26 protein-coding genes are annotated in these 21,711 nt (G+C 59.1%); 11 read left to right on the top strand and 15 right to left on the bottom strand.

Going from position 1 to position 21,711, the window contains the following annotated elements; all coding sequences use genetic code 11:
• Nucleotides 1–248 precede the first annotated feature (248 nt).
• The 4 genes from infA to trxB form a co-directional block, all read right to left on the bottom strand.
• The gene (infA, locus tag AC1MDT_RS11445; protein WP_002553999.1) at nt 249–467 is read right to left on the bottom strand and encodes a translation initiation factor IF-1; all 219 of its coding nucleotides are present in this window, start codon (nt 465–467) and stop codon (nt 249–251) included.
• 111 nt (nt 468–578) lie between these two features.
• A complete protein-coding gene (locus tag AC1MDT_RS11440; protein WP_480422125.1) occupies nt 579–1,286 on the bottom strand; it encodes an arginyltransferase in 708 nt (235 codons plus the stop codon).
• A 57-nt stretch (nt 1,287–1,343) separates the two neighbouring features.
• Nucleotides 1,344–2,024 carry a leucyl/phenylalanyl-tRNA--protein transferase gene (gene aat, locus AC1MDT_RS11435; RefSeq protein WP_480422124.1) on the bottom strand — a complete coding sequence of 227 codons (681 nt, stop codon included), beginning with the start codon at nt 2,022–2,024 and terminating at the stop codon, nt 1,344–1,346.
• 64 nt (nt 2,025–2,088) lie between these two features.
• Nucleotides 2,089–3,048 carry a thioredoxin-disulfide reductase gene (trxB, locus tag AC1MDT_RS11430; RefSeq protein ID WP_480422123.1) on the bottom strand — a complete coding sequence of 320 codons (960 nt, stop codon included), beginning with the start codon at nt 3,046–3,048 and terminating at the stop codon, nt 2,089–2,091.
• A 294-nt stretch (nt 3,049–3,342) separates the two neighbouring features.
• Between trxB and AC1MDT_RS11425 the strand changes: the two genes are divergently transcribed.
• The 6 genes from AC1MDT_RS11425 (at nt 3,343) to cysG (ending at nt 10,994) form a co-directional block, all read left to right on the top strand.
• Nucleotides 3,343–5,751, top strand: a complete 2,409-nt coding sequence (locus AC1MDT_RS11425; protein ID WP_480422122.1) for a DNA translocase FtsK — start codon at nt 3,343–3,345, stop codon at nt 5,749–5,751.
• Nucleotides 5,752–5,816: 65 nt separating this feature from the next.
• Nucleotides 5,817–6,440: an outer membrane lipoprotein periplasmic chaperone LolA gene (lolA, locus tag AC1MDT_RS11420; RefSeq protein WP_480422121.1), complete on the top strand. Its 624-nt coding sequence runs from the start codon at nt 5,817–5,819 to the stop codon at nt 6,438–6,440.
• 166 nt (nt 6,441–6,606) lie between these two features.
• Complete coding sequence (locus tag AC1MDT_RS11415; RefSeq protein ID WP_480422120.1) at nt 6,607–7,929, top strand: replication-associated recombination protein A; 1,323 nt, start codon at nt 6,607–6,609, stop codon at nt 7,927–7,929.
• Complete coding sequence (gene crcB / locus AC1MDT_RS11410) at nt 7,929–8,303, top strand: fluoride efflux transporter CrcB (protein WP_480422119.1); 375 nt, start codon at nt 7,929–7,931, stop codon at nt 8,301–8,303. The genes AC1MDT_RS11415 and crcB overlap by 1 nt, the downstream gene beginning before the upstream one ends.
• 15 nt (nt 8,304–8,318) lie before the next feature.
• Nucleotides 8,319–9,599 carry a serine--tRNA ligase gene (serS, locus tag AC1MDT_RS11405; RefSeq protein WP_480422118.1) on the top strand — a complete coding sequence of 427 codons (1,281 nt, stop codon included), beginning with the start codon at nt 8,319–8,321 and terminating at the stop codon, nt 9,597–9,599.
• On the top strand, nt 9,600–10,994 hold the full coding sequence (cysG, locus tag AC1MDT_RS11400) for a siroheme synthase CysG (protein WP_480422117.1): 1,395 nt from the start codon (nt 9,600–9,602) through the stop codon (nt 10,992–10,994).
• A 116-nt stretch (nt 10,995–11,110) separates the two neighbouring features.
• Here cysG and AC1MDT_RS11395 read toward each other — a convergent pair whose 3' ends face one another.
• The 9 genes from AC1MDT_RS11395 to AC1MDT_RS11355 form a co-directional block, all read right to left on the bottom strand.
• Complete coding sequence (locus tag AC1MDT_RS11395; protein WP_480422116.1) at nt 11,111–12,112, bottom strand: glutathione S-transferase family protein; 1,002 nt, start codon at nt 12,110–12,112, stop codon at nt 11,111–11,113.
• A gap of 90 nt (nt 12,113–12,202) precedes the next feature.
• Complete coding sequence (locus AC1MDT_RS11390) at nt 12,203–13,204, bottom strand: glycosyl transferase family protein (protein WP_480422115.1); 1,002 nt, start codon at nt 13,202–13,204, stop codon at nt 12,203–12,205.
• On the bottom strand, nt 13,201–13,536 hold the full coding sequence (locus AC1MDT_RS11385; protein ID WP_201111723.1) for a TusE/DsrC/DsvC family sulfur relay protein: 336 nt from the start codon (nt 13,534–13,536) through the stop codon (nt 13,201–13,203). The genes AC1MDT_RS11390 and AC1MDT_RS11385 overlap by 4 nt, the downstream gene beginning before the upstream one ends.
• A complete protein-coding gene (gene tusB / locus AC1MDT_RS11380) occupies nt 13,533–13,826 on the bottom strand; it encodes a sulfurtransferase complex subunit TusB (RefSeq protein ID WP_480422114.1) in 294 nt (97 codons plus the stop codon). Before tusB ends, AC1MDT_RS11385 begins: the two co-directional genes overlap by 4 nt.
• A complete protein-coding gene (gene tusC, locus AC1MDT_RS11375) occupies nt 13,826–14,188 on the bottom strand; it encodes a sulfurtransferase complex subunit TusC (protein WP_480422113.1) in 363 nt (120 codons plus the stop codon). The genes tusB and tusC overlap by 1 nt, the downstream gene beginning before the upstream one ends.
• 1 nt (nt 14,189) lies before the next feature.
• Nucleotides 14,190–14,582: a sulfurtransferase complex subunit TusD gene (gene tusD, locus AC1MDT_RS11370; protein ID WP_480422763.1), complete on the bottom strand. Its 393-nt coding sequence runs from the start codon at nt 14,580–14,582 to the stop codon at nt 14,190–14,192.
• Between the two features lie 225 nt (nt 14,583–14,807).
• The gene (locus AC1MDT_RS11365; RefSeq protein ID WP_480422112.1) at nt 14,808–15,512 is read right to left on the bottom strand and encodes a YoaK family protein; all 705 of its coding nucleotides are present in this window, start codon (nt 15,510–15,512) and stop codon (nt 14,808–14,810) included.
• A 28-nt stretch (nt 15,513–15,540) separates the two neighbouring features.
• Nucleotides 15,541–15,870: a DUF6388 family protein gene (locus tag AC1MDT_RS11360; protein WP_480422111.1), complete on the bottom strand. Its 330-nt coding sequence runs from the start codon at nt 15,868–15,870 to the stop codon at nt 15,541–15,543.
• Nucleotides 15,871–15,891: 21 nt separating this feature from the next.
• Nucleotides 15,892–16,137, bottom strand: coding sequence for a hypothetical protein (locus AC1MDT_RS11355; protein ID WP_092269990.1), 246 nt, complete (start codon nt 16,135–16,137; stop codon nt 15,892–15,894).
• Between the two features lie 164 nt (nt 16,138–16,301).
• Here AC1MDT_RS11355 and AC1MDT_RS11350 point away from each other — a divergent pair, with 164 nt between their 5' ends.
• The gene (locus AC1MDT_RS11350) at nt 16,302–16,652 is read left to right on the top strand and encodes a hypothetical protein (RefSeq protein WP_480422110.1); all 351 of its coding nucleotides are present in this window, start codon (nt 16,302–16,304) and stop codon (nt 16,650–16,652) included.
• A gap of 52 nt (nt 16,653–16,704) precedes the next feature.
• Here the strand turns inward: AC1MDT_RS11350 and AC1MDT_RS11345 are convergent, their stop codons facing one another.
• Nucleotides 16,705–17,181 carry a GNAT family N-acetyltransferase gene (locus tag AC1MDT_RS11345; protein ID WP_480422109.1) on the bottom strand — a complete coding sequence of 159 codons (477 nt, stop codon included), beginning with the start codon at nt 17,179–17,181 and terminating at the stop codon, nt 16,705–16,707.
• A 150-nt stretch (nt 17,182–17,331) separates the two neighbouring features.
• Between AC1MDT_RS11345 and AC1MDT_RS11340 the strand changes: the two genes are divergently transcribed.
• Both AC1MDT_RS11340 and AC1MDT_RS11335 read left to right on the top strand, forming a co-directional pair.
• Nucleotides 17,332–17,769: a hemerythrin domain-containing protein gene (locus AC1MDT_RS11340; protein ID WP_480422108.1), complete on the top strand. Its 438-nt coding sequence runs from the start codon at nt 17,332–17,334 to the stop codon at nt 17,767–17,769.
• Between the two features lie 52 nt (nt 17,770–17,821).
• Complete coding sequence (locus AC1MDT_RS11335; RefSeq protein WP_480422107.1) at nt 17,822–18,409, top strand: NUDIX domain-containing protein; 588 nt, start codon at nt 17,822–17,824, stop codon at nt 18,407–18,409.
• A gap of 125 nt (nt 18,410–18,534) precedes the next feature.
• On the opposite strand, the gene AC1MDT_RS11330 is transcribed toward AC1MDT_RS11335, so the two are convergent.
• Nucleotides 18,535–19,047, bottom strand: a complete 513-nt coding sequence (locus AC1MDT_RS11330) for a methylated-DNA--[protein]-cysteine S-methyltransferase (RefSeq protein ID WP_480422106.1) — start codon at nt 19,045–19,047, stop codon at nt 18,535–18,537.
• A gap of 148 nt (nt 19,048–19,195) precedes the next feature.
• Here AC1MDT_RS11330 and ggt point away from each other — a divergent pair, with 148 nt between their 5' ends.
• Both ggt and AC1MDT_RS11320 read left to right on the top strand, forming a co-directional pair.
• Nucleotides 19,196–20,923 carry a gamma-glutamyltransferase gene (ggt, locus tag AC1MDT_RS11325; protein WP_480422105.1) on the top strand — a complete coding sequence of 576 codons (1,728 nt, stop codon included), beginning with the start codon at nt 19,196–19,198 and terminating at the stop codon, nt 20,921–20,923.
• 254 nt (nt 20,924–21,177) lie between these two features.
• Complete coding sequence (locus tag AC1MDT_RS11320; protein WP_480422104.1) at nt 21,178–21,708, top strand: cysteine hydrolase family protein; 531 nt, start codon at nt 21,178–21,180, stop codon at nt 21,706–21,708.
• The last annotated feature ends 3 nt before the right edge of the window (nt 21,709–21,711 follow it).

The following is a 21,711-nucleotide window of genomic DNA, read 5'->3' as shown; positions in this document are numbered from 1 at the left end:
GAGGGAGTCTGACTTGACGCGGCGTCCCCGAATTTTTCGCGAGCAAGCTCGCTCCTACAGTGGTTTGGAGCTGAATCGCACACACAAAAACGCCCGGCAAAAAGCCGGGCGTTTTGTATTGACTTGATCAGCGAGCAGGCCCTATGTCTGTAGGAGCAAGCTTGCTCGCGATGGTCGTCAACGTTGATGCGGAGAGTCTGACTTGACGCGGTGCCCTCAGGTTTTTCGCGAGCAAGCTCGCTCCTACCTTAGCGAGCGCGGTAAGTAATGCGCCCTTTGCTCAAGTCATAGGGCGTCAGCTCGACGCGCACTTTGTCACCGGTAAGAATACGGATGTAATTCTTGCGCATCTTGCCGGAAATATGCGCGGTTACGACGTGCCCATTTTCCAACTCCACACGAAACATGGTGTTGGGCAGGGTGTCGACGACAGTGCCTTCCATTTCGAAGCTGTCTTCTTTCGACATGCAGTAAAGCCCTCGGTGTCCAATGAGTGGCCCGGTGCAACTGCGCCAGGCAAAAGCGGCGTGCATTGTGCCCGAAAAATGGGGTTTAAGCCAAGGGGTTTAGGGCTTGCTCTAGTTCAGGATGACCCAGCGTTGATTAATCAGCAGTTCGATAGGGCGATATTGAGTCTTGTAGCTCATCTTTTTGCAGTTTTTGATCCAGTAGCCCAGGTAGACCGCTTCCAGCTCCAGCCGTTGGGCCTCGGCGATTTGCCAGAGAATCGCGTAACGTCCCAGGCTGCGGCGTTCTTCGGCAGGTTCGTAGAAGGTATAAACCGCCGACAGGCCGTTGGGCAGCAGGTCAGTGACGGCAACAGCCAGCAACCGGCCTTCGAGGCGGAACTCGTAGAAACGGGAAAATGGCAGGTCACGTACCAGGAACGTCGAAAACTGATCGCGGCTGGGCGGGTACATATCGCCATCGGCGTGGCGCTGTTCGATGTAGCGCTGATACAGGTCGAAATATTCTTCGCTGTACTGCGGTTTGGCCGGGCGTACCTGTAAGTCGGCATTGCGTTTGAAAATACGCTTCTGCTGGCGGTTGGGTTGAAATTGCGCCACAGGGATACGTGCCGGGACGCATGCATTGCAATTTTGGCAATGAGGCCGGTAAAGATGATCGCCACTGCGACGAAAACCCATTTCGGACAGGTCTGCATAGACATGCACATCCATGGGCTGGCTAGGGTCGAGGAACAGGGTGGTGGCCTGCTCCTCGGGCAGATAACTGCAAGAGTGGGGCTGAGTGGCATAGAACTTCAAACGCGCCAACTCGGTCATGATCAACCCTCGGGATAAGCTTTTGAATTAAGTGTAAGCCACTCGCGCAAAAGTCGCTCAGCAAACCCAGGTGGCACTGTTGGGCTGGTCCAGATGCTGCGCAAGGTAGCTGGCAAACGTGCGGCGGGGAATCGCTCGGGCGCCGAGACTGTGCAGATGATCGGTAGGCATTTGGCAGTCAATTAGCACAAAACCCGATGCTTTCAGGTGGCGGACCAAGGTGGCAAAGCCATATTTCGAGGCGTTATCGGCACGGCTGAACATGGATTCGCCGAAAAACAGCTGACCCATCGCCAGGCCATAGAGGCCGCCAACCAGTTCGCCCTCGTCCCAGACCTCCACCGAATGCGCGTAGCCGCGCCTGTGCAGGTCAAGGTAGGCGTTCTGCATCGCTTCGGTGATCCAGGTCCCGTCGGCGTGCTCCCTGGGGGCGGCGCAGGCGCGGATGACCGAGGAAAAATCCTGATCAAAGCTCACTTGATAGCGTTGTTGGCGCAGTAACTTGTTCAGGCTGCGTGAAACGTGCAGTTCGTCGGGAAACAGGACGGTGCGCGGGTCCGGTGACCACCAGAGAATCGGCTGGCCTTCCGAGAACCATGGAAAACAGCCGTGGCGATAGGCCTGGATCAGGCGATCGGCGGATAGATCGCCACCCGCAGCCAAGAGCCCGTTGGGATCGCGCATGGCTTTTTCCAGCGGTGGAAATGTCAGGGTGTTGCGTTGTAACCAAGTCAGCATGGTATCCGGGCTTGCGAAAGGGGAGGGCAGTGGCGGGCTGATTGGCCCGCGGTGAAGTGTGCCTTCAAACGGTTGGAATGTCGTCGAGGTATTTTTCGGCGTCCAGGGCGGCCATGCAACCGGCACCGGCAGACGTGACGGCCTGGCGGTAAACGTGATCGGCCACATCCCCCGCGGCAAACACCCCCGGGATTTCGGTGGCAGTGGCATCGCCTTCGTTGCCGCTTTTGACCCGCAGGTAGCCATCGCGCATGGGAAGCTGGCCGACAAACAGATCGGTGTTGGGCTTGTGGCCGATGGCGATGAACACGCCGGCCAGCGTCAAGTCACGGGTTTCGCCCGTGCGGCTGTCTCGCAGGCGGGCGCCGGTCACGCCACTGGCATCGCCGAGGACTTCGTCCAGATGCTGATTCCAGTGCAAACGAATATTGCCATTGGCGGATTTTTCGAAGAGTTTGTCCTGAAGAATTTTCTCCGAGCGCAATTTGTCGCGACGGTGAATCAGGTGAACTTCCTTGGCAATATTCGATAAGTACAGGGCTTCTTCAACCGCTGTATTGCCGCCACCGACGACCGCCACCACTTGATTGCGATAGAAGAAGCCATCGCAAGTAGCGCAGGCTGAAACCCCTTTGCCGGCAAACGTTTCTTCCGATGGCAGCCCCAGGTATTGCGCCGAGGCGCCGGTGGCAATGATCAGCGCATCGCAAGTGTAAGTTCCACTGTCGCCGATAAGTTCGAAAGGGCGCTGTTGCAACTTGGCGGTGTGGATGTGGTCGTAAACGATCTCTGTGTCAAAGCGCTCGGCGTGTTTTTGCATGCGTTCCATCAGCACCGGGCCGGTGAGGCCTTCGACGTCGCCCGGCCAGTTGTCGACTTCGACGGTGGTGGTGAGCTGGCCACCTGCCTGTATGCCGGTGATGACAACCGGTTTGAGGTTGGCGCGGGCGGCATACACGGCTGCGCTGTAACCGGCAGGGCCGGAACCCAGAATGATCAGGCGGGAATGCTTCGCTTCGCTCATAAAAACACCTCATAAGCCTTTGTCACAAAAGAGAATGCATGCTCAAATTGAGCTGTGCGTAATGTGCTGTTGGTTAGGCTACGCCCAAGGCTTCAAGCATGGCATCGGACGAACAAACCCGTACAATGCCGCCTGTTATGCAATATTCAGTGCGCACCGTGTTTATAAAAACCGGGGCGCAGTGTTAAAAGTAGTCCCAGTTACGCCTGTTAACTTTTTTACCTGCCTGGATTGGGCAGTTTTTTATAGTCTTTCAACAGATGGACGCGCCACAGGCGCAGGAAAAGAAGCGTTTTGAAGAAATCCACCGCAGCACCTAAAACAGTCGTCGTTCCGCTCTGGCGTCAACAATTGCACTACCGACTCAAGGAAGGTGCATTGATCGCCATCGGCGGCTTGTGCCTGTTCCTGATGATGGCCTTGTTGACCTACGGCAAGGACGATCCGGGCTGGAGCCATAACAGCAAGATCGACGATGTGCAGAACTTCGGCGGGCCGGTCGGCTCCTACAGCGCTGATATTTTGTTCATGGTGCTGGGTTACTTTGCCTACATCTTCCCGTTGTTGCTGGCGATCAAGGCCTGGCAGATCTTCCGTCAACGCCACGAGCAGTGGCAGTGGAGCGGCTGGCTGTTCTCCTGGCGCCTGATTGGCCTGGTGTTTTTGGTGCTATCGGGCGCAGCACTGGCGCATATCCATTTTCATGCTGCCACGGGTCTTCCGGCCGGCGCGGGCGGCGCGCTGGGCGAAAGCCTCGGCGACCTGGCCAAGAACGCCCTGAATATTCAGGGCAGCACACTGCTGTTCATCGCTCTGTTCCTGTTCGGCCTGACGGTGTTCACCGACCTGTCGTGGTTCAAGGTGATGGACGTCACCGGCAAGATCACCCTCGACCTGTTCGAACTGTTCCAGGGTGCGGCCAATCGCTGGTGGGCGGCCCGTGTCGAGCGCAAGCAGCTTGTTGCACAGCTGCGTGAAGTCGACGACCGCGTCCATGAGGTGGTGGCCCCGACCGTCACCGACAAACGTGAGCAGGCCAAGGTCAAGGAGCGCCTGATCGAGCGTGAGCAAGCGCTGAGCAAGCACATGTCCGAGCGCGAAAAGCAGGTGCCGCCAGTCATTGCGCCCGCACCACCTGCGCCTGCGGCTCCCAGCAAACGCGTGGAAAAAGAGAAACAGACGCCATTGTTCGTTGACAGTGCCGTCGAAGGTACCTTGCCGCCGATCTCGATTCTCGACCCGGCCGAAAAGAAACAACTCAACTATTCCCCTGAGTCGCTGGCTGCGGTTGGCCACTTGCTGGAAATCAAACTCAAGGAGTTCGGCGTTGAAGTCTCGGTGGATTCGATTCACCCGGGCCCGGTGATTACCCGATACGAAATTCAACCCGCGGCCGGCGTCAAAGTCAGTCGCATTTCCAACCTGGCGAAAGACCTGGCGCGCTCCCTGGCCGTGACCAGCGTGCGGGTGGTGGAAGTGATTCCGGGCAAGACCACCGTCGGTATCGAAATCCCTAACGAAGACCGCCAGATCGTGCGCTTCTCTGAAGTGCTGTCGACGCCGGAGTACGACAACTTCAAATCTCCGGTCACCCTGGCCCTGGGCCACGACATCGGCGGCAAACCGGTGATCACCGACCTGGCGAAAATGCCTCACCTGCTGGTGGCCGGTACGACCGGTTCCGGTAAGTCGGTAGGTGTGAACGCGATGATCCTGTCGATCCTGTTCAAGTCCGGCCCGGAAGACGCCAAACTGATCATGATCGACCCGAAAATGCTTGAGCTGTCGATCTACGAAGGCATTCCGCACTTGCTGTGCCCGGTCGTGACCGACATGAAGGACGCGGCCAACGCCCTGCGCTGGAGCGTGGCGGAGATGGAGCGTCGCTACAAGCTGATGGCGAAAATGGGCGTGCGTAACCTGTCGGGCTTCAACGCCAAGGTCAAGGAAGCCCAGGACGCCGGCACGCCACTGACGGACCCGTTGTACAAGCGCGAAAGCATTCACGATGAAGCGCCGCTGCTGACCAAGCTGCCAACCATCGTCGTGGTGGTCGACGAGTTCGCCGACATGATGATGATCGTCGGCAAGAAGGTTGAAGAACTGATCGCCCGTATCGCCCAGAAAGCCCGTGCTGCCGGTATCCACTTGATCCTCGCGACCCAGCGTCCATCGGTGGACGTGATCACCGGTCTGATCAAGGCGAACATTCCGACGCGCATGGCGTTTCAGGTATCGAGCAAGATCGACTCCCGGACCATCATCGACCAGGGCGGCGCCGAACAATTGCTGGGCCACGGTGACATGCTCTACATGCCACCGGGCACCAGCCTGCCGATTCGCGTTCACGGTGCCTTCGTGTCCGATGACGAGGTTCACCGGGTGGTTGAAGCCTGGAAACTGCGCGGCGCGCCGGAATACAACGACGAGATCCTCGCCGGTGTCGAAGAGGCGGGCAGTGGCTTTGAGAATGGTGGCGGTGGCGGTGATGACGATGCCGAAACCGATGCGCTGTACGACGAAGCGGTGCAGTTCGTTCTGGAAAGCCGTCGTGCATCCATCTCTGCGGTTCAGCGCAAACTGAAGATTGGCTACAACCGCGCCGCGCGCATGATCGAAGCCATGGAAATGGCCGGGGTCGTGACGTCCATGAATACCAACGGTTCGCGTGAAGTCCTGGCCCCCGGCCCGGTACGCGACTGATTTGAATTGAAAAAGGGTAGTGCACATGCGCTACCCGCTCTCCCACGAATGTTATGAGGACTCCCATGCGTCTTATCCGCATGCTGTTGCTGCCGGTACTGGCTTTGACCACGCTCTCGGCCCACGCCGATGACAAGGACGTGGCGCGTCTGACCCAATTGCTGGAAAAATCCCAGACCCTGACTGCACGTTTCTCGCAGTTGACGCTCGATGGCAGCGGCACTCAGTTGCAGGAAACTGCCGGCGACATGTCGCTGCAGCGTCCTGGACTGTTCTACTGGCACACCAATGCGCCGGCTGAACAAACCATGGTCTCCGACGGCAAGAAAGTGACCCTGTGGGACCCGGATCTGGAACAGGTCACGATCAAGAACCTTGACCTGCGCCTGACCCAGACACCGGCACTGCTGCTGTCCGGAGACGTGTCCAAGATCAGCCAGAGCTTCGATATCAGCGCCAAGGAAGCGGGCGGTGTGATCGACTTCACCTTGAAGCCGAAAACCAAGGACACCCTGTTCGACAGCCTGCGCCTGTCGTTCCGCAATGGCCTGGTCAATGACATGCAACTGATCGACAGCGTCGGTCAGCGCACCAATATCCTGTTCACCGGGGTCAAGGCCAACGAGCCCATCCCTGCGTCCAAGTTCAAGTTCGACATCCCCAAGGGTGCCGACGTGATCCAGGAATAAGACGCAAAACCTGTGTGTAGGAGCGAGCTTGCTCGCGATAAACCAGAGCACGCCGCGGGGTGTCAGGTTTGCCGCGTTATCGTTGGCGACCATCGCGAGCAAGCTCGCTCCCACAGGATCGCAGTGTTGATCGGCATCAAGACCCAGTGAGGTTTCAACAGTTGTGATGGACCTGTTTCGCAGTGCCCCGATAGCTCAGCCCCTGGCCGCCCGTTTGCGTGCGGCCAATCTGGACGAGTACGTCGGTCAGGAACACCTGCTCGCTCGCGGCAAGCCTTTGCGCGAAGCGCTGGAGCAAGGTGCCCTGCACTCGATGATTTTCTGGGGGCCGCCGGGCGTGGGTAAAACCACCTTGGCGCGACTGTTGGCGGAAGTCTCGGACGCGCACTTCGAAACGGTGTCGGCGGTACTGGCCGGTGTGAAGGAAATCCGTCAGGCGGTGGAAATCGCCAAGCAACAGGCCGGTCAGTACGGTAAACGTACCATCCTGTTTGTCGATGAAGTGCATCGCTTCAACAAGTCGCAGCAAGACGCGTTCCTGCCCTACGTTGAAGACGGCACACTGATTTTCATCGGCGCGACCACCGAAAACCCGTCGTTCGAGCTGAACAACGCCTTGCTTTCCCGGGCCCGGGTTTATGTGCTCAAAAGTCTCGACGAAGCGGCGCTGCGCAAGTTGGTGCATCGCGCGCTGACCGAAGAACGCGGCTTGGGCAAGCGGCAACTGACCCTCAGCGATGAAGGTTTCCAGATGCTGCTGTCCGCCGCCGATGGCGATGGCCGGCGTTTGCTCAACCTGCTGGAAAACGCTTCGGATCTGGCGGATGACAACAGCGAGATCGGCGTAGATTTGCTGCAAAGCCTGCTCGGTGATACCCGCCGGCGTTTCGACAAGGGCGGAGAAGCGTTCTACGATCAGATTTCCGCGCTGCATAAATCGGTGCGCGGCTCCAATCCCGACGGTGCGTTGTACTGGTTCGCGCGGATGATCGATGGCGGCTGCGATCCGCTGTACCTGGCCCGGCGCGTGGTGCGCATGGCCAGCGAAGACATCGGCAATGCCGACCCGCGGGCTTTGAGCCTGTGCCTGGCCGCGTGGGAAGTGCAGGAGCGCCTCGGCAGCCCCGAAGGTGAGCTGGCGGTGGCCCAGGCCATTACTTACCTGGCTTGCGCACCGAAAAGCAACGCGGTGTACATGGGGTTCAAAGCGGCCATGCGCAGCGCCACCGAACACGGTTCACTGGAAGTGCCGCTGCACCTGCGCAATGCGCCGACCAAACTGATGAAACAGCTGGGGTATGGCGACGAATACCGTTATGCCCATGATGAGCCGGATGCCTATGCCGCTGGCGAAGACTATTTCCCGGAAGAGCTCGAGCCACAACCGTTTTATCAGCCGGTGCCCCGTGGCCTGGAGCTGAAGATTGGCGAGAAGCTCAACCACCTCGCACAACTTGACCGTTTAAGCCCCCGTCAGCGGAGAAAATAGTGATTCGAACTATTCTTGCGGTGTCCGTCGCCGGTATCGCTGGTACATTATTGCGTTTTGCCACCAGCAACTGGGTCAGCGCCAACTGGCCACGGCATTTTTATTTTGCGACGCTGGCTGTCAATCTGGTGGGCTGCTTGATCATCGGTTTGCTCTACGGGCTGTTTTTGACTCGCCCGGAAGTGCCGATCGAAATCCGCGCCGGTCTGATTGTCGGCTTTGTAGGCGGTCTGACGACCTTTTCATCCTTTTCACTGGATACGCTGCGCCTGTTGGAAAGCGGGCAGGCACCGATAGCCTTCGGTTATCTGGCCATCAGCGTATTCGGCGGGCTGCTCGCCACCTGGGCTGGCCTATCCTTGACCAAACTTTGATAACGAGAGACCGACATGCTCGATTCCAAACTGTTGCGTAGCAACCTTCAGGACGTAGCGGACCGCCTGGCATCCCGTGGCTTTGCCCTGGATGTTGCGCGCATCGAAGCGCTGGAAGAACAGCGCAAGACCGTCCAGACCCGCACCGAGGCATTGCAGGCTGAACGTAATGCACGCTCCAAAACCATCGGTCAGGCCAAGCAGCGCGGCGAAGACATTGCGCCGTTGATGGCTGACGTCGAGCGCATGGCGAACGAATTGAGCGCCGGTAAAGTCGAGCTGGACGCGATCCAGACCGAACTGGATTCGATCCTGCTCGGCATCCCGAACCTGCCACACGAATCCGTGCCGGTCGGCAAAGATGAAGAAGACAACGTCGAAGTACGCCGTTGGGGCACCCCGACTCCCTTCGATTTCCCGGTTCAGGACCATGTCGCCCTGGGCGAGAAGTTCGGCTGGCTGGACTTCGAAACCGCCGCCAAACTGTCCGGTGCACGCTTCTCGCTGCTGCGTGGGCCTATTGCTCGTCTACATCGCGCCCTGGCGCAGTTCATGATCAACCTGCACACCAGCGAACACGGTTACGAAGAGGCTTACACGCCTTATCTGGTCCAGGCGCCGGCGTTGCAAGGCACGGGGCAGCTGCCGAAGTTCGAAGAAGACCTGTTCAAGATCGCTCGCGAAGGCGAAGCCGATCTATACCTGATTCCGACGGCTGAAGTGTCCTTGACCAACATCGTGGCCGGCGAAATCGTCGACTCGAAACTGCTGCCGATCAAGTTCGTTGCTCACACGCCGTGCTTCCGCAGTGAAGCCGGTGCGTCGGGTCGCGATACGCGTGGCATGATCCGTCAGCACCAGTTCGACAAGGTCGAGATGGTCCAGATCGTTGAGCCATCGACGTCGATGGAGGCGCTGGAAGGCCTGACCGCCAACGCCGAGAAAGTCCTGCAACTGCTGGAACTGCCTTATCGCACGATTGCACTGTGCACCGGTGACATGGGCTTCAGCGCGGTCAAGACGTACGACCTGGAAGTGTGGATCCCGAGCCAGGACAAGTACCGCGAGATTTCGTCGTGCTCCAACTGCGGCGATTTCCAGGCCCGTCGTATGCAAGCGCGTTTCCGTAACCCGGAAACCGGCAAGCCAGAACTGGTTCACACCCTCAATGGTTCCGGCCTGGCCGTCGGTCGTACCTTGGTCGCCGTGCTGGAAAACTACCAGCAAGCCGACGGTTCGATCCGCGTTCCAGACGTGCTGAAACCGTACATGGGTGGCCTTGAGGTCATCGGCTAAATGGACTATCTGCCGCTGTTTCATAATCTTCGCGGCAGTCGTGTGTTGGTCGTCGGTGGGGGGGAGATTGCCTTGCGCAAATCCCGCCTGCTGGCCGAAGCCGGTGCGCTGCTGCGGGTGGTCGCACCTGAAATCGAACCGCAACTGCGTGAGTTGGTTGTCGGCAGCGGTGGCGAGTGCCTGCTGCGTGGCTACCTCGAAGCGGATCTGGACGGTTGCGGGCTGATCATTGCCGCCACCGACGATGAACCGTTGAACGCTCGCGTTTCCGCCGATGCTCATCGGCGTTGCGTGCCGGTCAACGTGGTGGATGCGCCTGCGCTGTGCAGCGTGATCTTCCCGGCGATCGTCGACCGTTCGCCTCTGATTATCGCCGTTTCCAGTGGCGGCGATGCGCCGGTGCTGGCGCGGTTGATCCGGGCCAAACTGGAAACCTGGATTCCTTCCTCATACGGGCAACTGGCGGGGCTGGCGGCGCGTTTTCGCAATCAGGTCAAACGCCTGTTTCCGGATGTGCAGCAGCGTCGTGCATTCTGGGAAGATGTGTTCCAGGGGCCGATTGCCGATCGGCAGCTGGCCGGGCAGGGCGCCGAAGCCGAGCGCTTGATGTTGGCAAAAATCAACGGCGAAGCCCCTGTCTCCACGGGCGAAGTCTATTTGGTGGGCGCCGGGCCGGGCGATCCGGATCTGCTGACCTTCCGCGCTTTGCGTCTGATGCAGCAGGCCGATGTGGTGCTATACGACCGTTTGGTGGCGCCTGCGATTCTGGATTTGTGCCGTCGCGATGCCGAGCGGGTCTATGTCGGCAAGCGTCGCGCCGATCACGCCGTGCCTCAGGACCAGATCAACCAGCAACTGGTGGATCTGGCCAAGCAGGGTAAGCGCGTCGTGCGGTTGAAGGGCGGTGATCCGTTCATTTTCGGCCGTGGCGGTGAAGAGATCGAAGAGCTGGCGGCCCATGGCATCCCGTTCCAGGTCGTGCCGGGTATCACGGCGGCCAGCGGTTGCGCGGCGTATGCCGGGATTCCGCTGACACATCGCGATTACGCACAGTCCGTGCGTTTCATCACCGGGCACTTGAAGGATGGCACCACTGATTTGCCGTGGGCAGACCTCGTCGCGCCCGCGCAAACCCTGGTGTTTTACATGGGCCTGGTGGGCTTGCCGGTTATTTGCGAACAGTTGATTAAACACGGTCGCGCCGCGCACACCCCGGCCGCCTTGATTCAGCAGGGCACCACTATTAATCAGCGGGTGTTTACCGGCACCTTGGCCGATCTTCCACGGCTGGTAGCGGAGCATGAAGTGCATGCGCCGACGCTAGTGATTGTTGGGGAAGTGGTGCGGTTGCGCGAGAAACTGGCGTGGTTCGAAGGGGCTCAGGCGCAAGTCTAAAGACCGCGTCGTCGCCTTCGCGAGCAGGCTTGCTCCCACATTTGATTTGTGCCGTTCACAAATCCCCTGTGGGAGCGAGCCTGCTCGCGAAGGGGCCCTCAAGACTTACATAAACCTCAGGCCCTGCGCCAAACTCCTTTCCCGCTCAGCCGCGCCCGATCATGCGGTGCCGTAAAGTCCTGCGCCGGCCCTTTCGGCACAATCCCGGTCGGGTTGATAGTTTTGTGGCTGCCGTAGTAGTGATGCTTGATGTGGGTGAAGTCCACCGTCTCGGCAATCCCCGGCCACTGATAAATCTCCCGCAGCCAATTCGACAGATTCGGATAATCGACAATCCGCCGCAGGTTGCATTTGAAGTGCCCGTGATACACCGCATCAAAGCGAATCAGCGTAGTGAACAGCCGAATGTCCGCCTCGGTCAGGTATTCGCCTACCAGATAGCGATTGGCGCCGAGCAGCGCTTCCAGTCGATCCAGTTCCGCAAACAACCCATCGAACGCCTCTTCATAAGCCGTCTGCGATGTCGCAAACCCGGCGCGATAGACACCGTTGTTCACCGCCGGATAAATCCGTTCGTTCAGCGCGTCGATTTCACCGCGCAGGGGGGACGGGTAGAAGTCCAGGTCATTGCCGGTCAGGCCATCGAACGCGCTGTTGAACATGCGGATAATCTCCGCCGATTCATTGTTGACGATGCGATTCTGCTGTTTGTCCCAGAGCACAGGCACGGTGACGCGGCCGGTGTAGTCGACGGTGTCGGCGGTGTAGCGCTGGTGCATGAAATTGAAGTGATCGAGTTTGTCGCCAGTTGAACCGAGGTTCTGGTCGAAGGTCCAGCCGTTTTCCAGCATCAGCCAACTGACCACCGACACGTCGATCAGGCTGTCCAGGCCTTTGAGTTTGCGCAGGATCAGCGTGCGATGGGCCCACGGACAGGCGAGGGACACATAGAGGTGATAGCGACCGGCCTCGGCGGTAAAGCCACCGAGGCCGCTGGGGCCTGGCTTGCCGTCGACGGTCAGCCAATTACGACGCTGCGCCTGTTCGCGCTGGAACGTGCCGTCCTTGTTGCTTTCGTACCACTGGTCATGCCAGCGACCTTCAACTAACAAACCCATGTTCAGGACTCCTCAACTGATAAGCGTTGGAATGGAGTCTATGCGCATAGGTTCGAACAAAAAGCGCAAAGGTTGGGCGGTTATGATCGGTTAAATCGATCTGTCACGGGCATCCCAATACTGCTGCGCGGTTTCGAAGGCTTGTTCACGGGTCTGGCCAAGGCCGCGCAAGGCCAGGGCGATGGTCGAAATCAGCGCCATTTGCGGGTAGCTGTCGACCACGTCGCCGCGCCACACGGCTTTCAAATGCTCAGGCTCAAGCGAGGCAGGTTTGACGTGGCGCTGGCTCGACAGCTGCGGCCATTCCTCATCCCAGCTTTCGCCGCCGGTGGTGCCGTACAAGTGACTGTCGGTGTCCGGGTTGATTTCGATCTCGCCACCATCGCCTTTCACCACAATCGCGGTGTCGCCGAGCAAGCCGCTGGCATCGCGATGCACAGCCTGGTAGCCGGGGTGGAAAATGCTTTGCAGGCCACAGCGCGCGTTCAACGGATTGAGAATCCGCGTCAGCGAATGAATCGGCGAACGCAGACCCAGGGTGTTGCGCAAGTCGATCATGCGCTGCAGTTGCGGCGCCCAATCCACCAGCGGCATGAACGCCAGCCCCCCGTTATCGAGTGCCGATCCGACCTGCTGCCAGTTACGGCATAACGGGATCTTCAATTCGTCCAGCAGCTGTTCGCTGTACAGCCGACCCGCCGTGTGCGCACCGGCGCCATGCATGAAAATCCGCACGCCGTTTTGCGCCAGGCACTTGGCGGCCAGCAGATACCACGGCAAGTGACGCTTCTTGCCGGCATACGTCGGCCAGTCCAGATCGACATTTAACGCGGGGGCCTGCAAACGCTCACGCAAGGCTTCGGTGAACCCGGCCATTTCCTCGGCGCTCTCTTCCTTGTGCCGCAACAGCATCAGAAACGCGCCGAGCTGGGTGTCTTCGACCTTGTCGTCGAGCACCATGCCCATGGCTTCGCGGGCTTCCTCGCGGGTCAGGTCGCGGGCGCCGCGTTTACCTTTGCCGAGAATTCGCACGAACTGGGCGAACGGGTGCTCGGCGGGCGTTTCGAGGGTCAGTGCTGGAGAGTCGGTCATAAACAATTCGTCGGTTTGGGCAGGCCCGCCAGTTTCGCGGCGAGTTTGGCAGGGGTGCCTTTGAACAGTCGGTTCAGGTGCAGGCTGTTGCCTTTGAGCGGGCCCAGCTTCGTTGCCGTGTACTTGATCAACGGGCGGGTGGCCGGGGACAGCTGGAATTCGGCGTAGAAGCTGCGCAGCAGTTCGAGGATTTCCCAGTGTTCGGGGCTTAACTCGATGCCTTCGGCGGCGGCCAGGGCGGTGGCCACGTCGTTAGACCAGTCGCTGAGTTCGACCAGGAATCCGTCCTTGTCCAACGGGATGGCGCGAGCGCCGACCGTGAGGGAATTCATAGCCAACTGTTGACCTTGTCGTAGTGAATCGACAGCTCGACGAAGGCCGGATAATCGATGGCCTTGGCCGTGTCAGGAACATCCAGAGCGCGAGCCTGGGCGTCTTCGGCCAGCACGAACAGCGTCGGACGCCGGGCGGCCAGCGCGTTGAATGGCGCGGTGCCCGGTTGCAAGGCATATACCGCGTCGCCCGTCAGCAATAGCGCATCGTTCGTGCCAATGACGCGCAGGCAACTGGTCAGGCGATCGTCGCTGAACGGGGAATGAGACAACACATGCAAAGTCGACATCAGAGGGTGATCACCTGGTCGTAGCGGTCAATAAGTGCAGTGATTTCGAGGGCGGCCAACACTTGAGCGTCTTCGAGCGCTAAACCTTTCGGGTCCAGACCGCGCGCTGCAGCGCTGTCGCCACAGACAAACAGGTCTTCAACGCCGAACATCGGCAACGCTTTCAGGTTGGCACTCAGGTCTTTCTGTTGCAGGGCCTTGGCGTCCTGTTTCGCGGCGAGCTGGAACACCCCGTCATCGAGAAACAGCAAGCCAATCGGCAAATCGAAGGCACCGCCGGCCAGCACGATGTCCAGCGCTTCCCGTGCGTTCGGTCCGGACCACGGCGCCTGACGGCTGATGATCAGCAAGGATTTAGGCATTTCAAGCGCCTCCGAAACAGATCAGGCGGTCAGCGTCCTGCACCGCGTCATGTAACTGGCCGAGGCCGGACAATTCCCACGGCGCGCCCACCGCAACGGCTTCACGCTGATAACGCCCGGCTTCTTCTTCATTCAATACGCCACGGCGCAGGGCGGCAGCGATGCAGACGACGCCGTCCAGTTGGTGTTCGATGACAAAGGCACGCCATTGTTTGGGCAGGTCCAGCTCATCCTGAGGCGTGACCACGCTATCGGAGGCGTTGTAGACGCCGTCCTGATAGAAAAACAGCCGGACAATCTCATGCCCGCCGGCCAGCGCGGCCTGGGCGAACAACAAGGCGCGGCGCGAGGAGGGCGCATGGGCGGCGGAAAATAGCGCGATGGCGAACTTCATGACGGACTCGGTCAGCAAAACTGCGGCCATGATAAAGCTTTATCGTCGGGGCGGCGAAGGGGTGTTTGCCGTGAAGGCAATCTACCTGCTGTACACCATCCCCTGTAGGAGCGAGCTCGCTCGCGAAAACCCTGAGAACGCCTGGGGGTGTCAGGTTTGCAGCGTTATCGTTGACGACCATCGCGAGCGAGCTCGCTCCTACAAAGGGGGACTGGTAGTCTCCGCTTAGCGCGGCATGTAGCCCAACTGCCAACGCCGTGGAATCTTCAGCGACAGCAACCCCAGTGCACCCGCCAGCAACCCGCTGGCAAACAACGCCTTGAGCCCAAGCTGATGTTCCAGCGCAGCACCCAGCACCGCGCCGGCAAACATGCCTGTCCAGGGGATCAGTTGAACCCGCCAGCCATTGCGCCGCTCGCCGAGCATCCAGCGCCCCAGCCCACGACCGAAGCGTGACAGCGCCCCGGTAACGTAAGTGAGGCCGACCGGCAGGCCGTTCACATCTTCCACCGCCGCATTGAGCATGCCCATGGCAATGATCGCCGCCAGCAACGCCGGCAGTTGTTCGTCATACGGCCAGGCTGCGGCACCGCAGAGCAGCGTGGCGATGCACAGCAACAAGGGCAGCGCGCGACGCCCGCCGAGACGGCTGACGATGATGCCCATGGCATTGCCGATGATGAACGTGGCCACAAGGATCAGCAGGCGCAAGGACAGCCCGAAATTGCCGTCGCTGATCGCGACGGCAAGGCGCGTGGTGTTGCCGCTCATGAACGAAACGAAATCGCCGCTGGCCATGAAACCGATGGCGTCGGTCATGCCCGCAAGCACCGAGAGGCTGGCGACCAGCGACAGGCCGATGCGTCCGCGCCATTTCTGAGTGTGCAGATGACCCGGGCTGGCGCGGTGACTGGAGGGTGAAGGCAGCATCGGTGATGGCATCCTTGAGCGGCGACGGTTACTTGCTTAAGCCATACAGCTCGCAATACTCCAGCCAGGACATGCCGGCCATTTCGGCCACTTCCTTGTGCACTTCCAGGCGTTGGGCCTGATAGTCCTCGTCCGAGGTCGACATCAGTTGCAGCGTCAGTTCCCAGGCAAACAAACCCCGGCGCTCGGCTTCGGCTTCGAAGGCTTCATGCAAGCGCTCTTCGCGGTACTGCTGCGCCGTTTCGCCCTTGGCTTGAGCCAACAGCGGATTGAGGTTATCAAGTTCAGCGCGCAGTTCAGGGCACGCATCGAGAAACTTCTTCAGTGCCTGTTCGTGTTGCTGTTCGGTTGCCGCCATGGTCGCTCCTTGAGGCCGGGGTTACGCAGATTGCTTCTTGGCTTTGGCTGCAGCGGCCAGGCATTCGAGCGCAAACTGCTCGGGGTAAGTCATCTGGATCGGCGTGGTTTCACCTTTGACGGTTCTTTCGCCGTCGAGGATGTAACGAATCCGTTTGTCGGTGACACCGATTCGCTTGGCGATCCAGGAAGGCGTCTGACCGATTTGGCTGATCAGCTTGTCAGCGTATTCAGCAGTCGGTTTGTAAAACTCGGCGTTGGGTGTCATGGCCTTTCCAGAAAAATGAGCCCGGGAAAATGGGCGATGTGGCGTTAATGGCGCAACAGGGTGCGTGAATCGCCACGCTGTGTCGCGGTATAAATAAAGTAAAGCAGAACGATACGCCGTGCCACGGTGATACAGTCCGCTTTTTTATTGAATGAGCGAACGCAATGCGAATTCTGATGGTGGCGCTGGCCGTCACGTTGCTGGCGGGATGTGCGGGTTCGGTGATGGATGATGCCCGCACTGGAACGCCGTACAAAGTCCTGCACTCGGACAAACCGGAAAAAGACGTCGCCCAGTGCGTGCAGTTTTCCTGGCAGGACGAGGCGGTGTTTGGCGTCGATGCCGCCGCGTATTTGCAACCGGGCAAGAAGGGCGGTTCCACCGTATACACGCGTTCGGCAGAATTTTTTGTGGACGTGACCACCGATGCTTCAGGCACGGTGTTGAGTTACTACACGCAACATGAAGACTTTGTCGCCAAGCGCCGATTGGCGGCATTGGCGACCTGCCTCTGATGGGTTGACCCCTATCCCCTGTGGGAGCGAGCCTGCTCGCGAAGGCGGATTATCAATCAACATCGATGTCGACTGGCCCGCCGACTTCGCGAGCAGGCTCGCTCCCACAGGTCAGGCGCTTCTGGAAAAAGAAGCGTTTGTGGCCCGGCGGGTAGTCAATGATCTGGCCTAGCTCGCTGTAGCCCAGCTTTTTGTAAAACCCTGGCGCCTGAAAGTCGAAGGTGTCGAGCCAGATCCCGATGCATTCCTTCTCCCGCGCCAGCGCTTCGGCCATCTGCATCAACTTCGAGCCCATGCCCTGGCCCCGGGCCTGTTCCGGTACTGACAGCAATTCAATAAACAGCCATTGGTAAAACACCCGGCCATACAGACCACCGAGAATCTCGTCGTGTTCGTCGCGGATCAGCAAGGCAATCGGCTCTGAGACGGTGACGCCGGCTTTTGAGGTGTTATAGGCCCGCAATGGCAGCAGGATCGCTTGCCGCTCTTCATCCGTGGGGTTTTGCGATCGTTCGATTCGCAGGTTCATCAACTAAATCCTTATGGTTATGAGGGGGCAGCAGACCAAGCCTATCTCGGCCAGCGGTCGGTGTTCCAGTCCTTGAACTGGAACCGTCACCCACGCGTAGCTGTCTAGCCTTTATAGCGTCATTCCAGACGCGGCCGATGAGGACGCCCCGTGAACATTTTTGAAGCACTGCGCGAAAGCCATGATCGCCAACGCTCCTACGCCGACGCGCTGGTCAAGACCAGCGGCGATACCCCGGAACGAGTCGAGGCTTACAAACAACTCAAGTCCGAACTCCAGGCTCACGAAACCGCTGAAGAACGGCATTTTTACATCCCGCTGATGGCGTTCGATAACGGCGTCGACCTCAGCCGCCATGGGATTTCCGAGCATCACGAGATGGATGAAATGATGGAGGAACTGGACGAGACCGAGATGTCCAGCCCGGCCTGGCTGGCGACGGCGAAGAAACTGGTCGAAAAGGTTCATCACCACTTGAAGGAGGAAGAACAGAAGTTCTTCCAGATGGCCGGCAAGTTGCTTGACGACACCCAGAAAGAGACGCTCGCGGGGCAGTATGTGAAAGAGTACAAGGCTCAGCTGCCGTAAGGGAGTTTTCGTCTACTATGTCGGCCTTCTGACGAAATAAGGACGCGTTGTCATGTTAAACACAGCCGAGCGGGTCAACATCATCGAGACTCAGGTGTTGTCCCACGACTGGTACTTGCTCAAGAAATTCACCTTTGATTACCTGCGCAACAACGGCGAATGGCAGCGTCAGACCCGTGAGGTCTACGACCGGGGCAATGGCGCGGCGATTTTGCTGTTCAACCGGGAAAAGAAAACCGTCGTCCTGACCCGGCAATTCAGAATGCCGGTGTTCGTCAACGGCCACGACGGTTTACTGATCGAAGTGGCGGCGGGGCTGCTCGAGGGAGCCGCGCCTGAAGAGCGCATTCGCGGTGAGGCGGAGGAGGAAACCGGTTACCGCGTGCACCATGTGCAGAAGGTATTCGAGGCCTACATGAGCCCGGGTTCGGTGACCGAAAAGCTGCACTTTTTTATCGCCGAATACGACGCCACTTCGAAGGTCAGCGAAGGCGGTGGGCTGGAGGAAGAAACCGAAGAGCTGGAAGTGCTGGAGTGGACGTTCGAGGAAGCGCTTGACGCGTTTTATCGCGGGGAAATCTGCGATGCGAAGACCATCATGTTGCTGCAGTACGCTGCGATGAAAAACATCTTCGCCTGAACCTGATACTCCCGTTACCTGTAGGAGCGAGCTTGCTCGCGATGGACGTAAACGATGACGGTTACTGCCTGGATGAACGCCGCGCCCTGACGTCCATCGCGAGCAAGCTCGCTCCTACACAAAGATCAAAAGCCTTCCAGGCGGCCGGTTTCGCCCTGTTGTCCGCCTTCAAGCGTTAGCAACAACGCTTTCGCCTCAAGCCCCCCGGCAAACCCCGTCAACTGTCCCGACGCGCCAATCACCCGATGACACGGCGCGACAATCGAAATCGGATTCTTGCCATTTGCCGCGCCTACCGCCCGGACCGCACCGGGGTTGCCGATTTGCTCGGCAATCTGGCTATAGCTGCGGGTCTCGCCAAACGGAATCGTCAACAACGCCGCCCAGACCTTTTTCTGGAATTGCGTCCCGGCAAAGTCCAGTTCCAGTTCAAAACATTTGCGGGTTCCAGCGAAGTATTCCTTCAATTGTTGTGCAGTGCGCAAGAGGATCGGGTTGTCTGCGACCTCGCTCATGGGGCCAAGCCGTACCCGATCCGGTTTATCGTTTTCCCAGAGGATGGCGACCAGTCTCGAACCGTTCGCTACGAGCTTTAGCTCACCCACCGGGGAGGCGAGGAAGGTGCAGGTGAAGGACATGCCGGCGGACTCCGCAGAAGTGCTGAATGGGGCAAGCATACTGCCTGGTCGGGGAGGCGCAATACGCAATCCGAGCCATACTTGCCTGTGCTCTTGAACCGTCCCCTCTGTTTTTGTACAGAGCCTAAAAACAAAAAGAGACCCACTCATGAAGTTTGAGCCTTTTGCCAAATCCCTGATTGCGACCTCATTGGCGCTCAGCTGCCTCAGCACGTACGCGGCCAACGTGGCCCCGGTCGCCGCCGAAAACGGCATGGTGGTCACCGCCCAGCATCTGGCCAGCCACGTGGGCGTGGACGTGCTCAAAAGCGGTGGCAACGCCGTCGATGCCGCCGTCGCGGTGGCTTATGCGCTGGCGGTGGTATACCCCGCGGCGGGCAACCTGGGTGGCGGTGGTTTCATGACCATTCAGTTGGCGGATGGGCGCAAGACCTTCCTCGATTTCCGCGAAAAAGCGCCGCTGGCTGCGACCGCAAACATGTACCTCGACAAGGCGGGCAACGTCGTTCCAGACCTGAGTACGCGCGGCTACTTGGCCGTCGCTGTACCGGGCACCGTGTCAGGCATGGAGCTGGCGCTGTCGAAATACGGCACTAAACCTCGCAAAGAGGTGATCGCCCCGGCCATCAAACTCGCCGAAGAAGGCTTCGTACTGGAACAAGGCGATGTGGATTTGCTGGATTACGCCACCGACGTGTTCAAGAAAGACATCAAGGATTCCGGCGCGATCTTCCTGAGCAACGGCGAGCCGATGCAGGTCGGCCAGAAACTGGTGCAAAAAGACCTGGGCAAAACCCTGCGGGAAATCTCCGAGAAGGGCGCCGATGGTTTCTATAAAGGCTGGGTCGCCGACGCCATCGTCACCTCCAGCCAGGCTAACAAGGGCATCATCACCCAGGCTGACCTCGACAAATACAAGACTCGCGAACTGGCTCCGATTGAGTGCGATTACCGCGGCTACCACGTAGTCTCGGCACCACCGCCAAGCTCCGGTGGGGTGGTGATCTGCGAGATCATGAACATCCTCGATGGCTACCCGATGAAAGACCTGGGTTACCACTCGGCCCAGGGCATGCACTACCAGATCGAAGCCATGCGCCACGCTTATGTGGACCGCAACAGCTACCTTGGCGACCCGGCCTTCGTGAAAAATCCGATCGCGCACCTGCTGGACAAAAACTACGCCGCCAAACTGCGCGCCGCTATCCAACCGCAAAAGGCTGGCGTGTCCAGCGAGATCAAACCCGGCGTAGCGCCGCATGAGGGCAGCAACACCACGCACTTCTCCATCGTCGACAAATGGGGGAATGCGGTGTCGATGACCTACACCCTCAACGACTGGTTCGGCGCCGGCGTCATGGCCAGCAAAACCGGGGTCATGCTCAACGATGAAATGGACGACTTCACCTCGAAAGTCGGCGTGCCGAACATGTACGGCCTGGTGCAAGGCGAAGCCAATGCCATCGCTCCCGGCAAGGCACCGCTGTCGTCCATGAGCCCGACCATCGTCACCAAGGACGGCAAAGTCGTGATGGTCGTCGGCACCCCCGGCGGCAGTCGCATCATCACCGCTACCTTGCTGACCATGCTTAACGTGATCGACTACGGGATGAACATCCAGGAAGCGGTGGATGCGACGCGTTTCCACCAGCAATGGTTGCCGGAAACAACCAACCTGGAAACCTTCACCACCAGTCCGGATACGGTGAAAATCCTCGAAAGCTGGGGCCACAAATTTACAGGTCCCCAAGACGCCAACCATGTCGAAGCGATTCTCGTCGGAGCGCCTTCGCTGGAAGGCAAACCGGTGGGCAAGAACCGTTTCTATGGGGCGAACGATCCTCGGCGTAATACCGGGTTGTCTCTCGGTTATTGAGGCAGATACGGGGTCATCCAACTTCGTGAGGATGGCCCCCGATCCCGTAGCAGCTGCCGAGCCTGCGAGGCTGCGTTCGGCTGCGCAGCAGTCGTGAATTCAAACACTGCGGTCTTTCAGGAAAACCGCATGCACAGGATTGACGACTGCTGCGCAGCCGAACGCAGCCTCGCAGGCTCGGCAGCTGCTACATTTTACAAAGGGGGGGGATTCGAAATCCGCCTCGGATCCACAGACCTATCAAGGACAGAACCATGACTACCGCACTGCTGATCATAGATGTCCAGCGCGGCTTGTGCGCTGGCAAGTACGAATGCTTTGATATCCAGCGCGTCATCGAGAACATCAATGGCCTGAGCGCCAGGGCCCGCGAAGCCGGCGTTGCGGTGATCTTTATCCAGCACGAGGAGGATGGCCTGCTGAAGTACGGCTCCCAAGACTGGCAACTGGCAGAAGGCCTGAAAATTTCATCCGACGATCTGCGTGTGCGCAAAACCGCTGCGGATTCGTTCTACCAGACCGACCTGGAAAAGCTGTTACCGAGGGAAGAATTCGAACGCCTGATCATCTGCGGTTTGCAAACCGACTATTGCGTTAACGCTACCGTGCGGCAGGCGCTCCGACTGGGGTATGACGTGGTACTCGCTGCTGACACGCATTCCACCGTCGATAACGGCAACCTTACCGCCGAAGAGATCATCTGCGAGCACAATAAGGATTTGGCGCACCTGACAGGTGCCGTATCTCGAATTGACGTGGTGCCGGCCAAAGACATCCTCATCTGAAAC

It is taken from the genome of Pseudomonas sp. ASL7 (assembly GCF_056680375.1).
The sequence above is the reverse complement of the archived record's forward strand: the minus strand, read 5'-3'. Positions and strand labels throughout refer to the sequence as shown.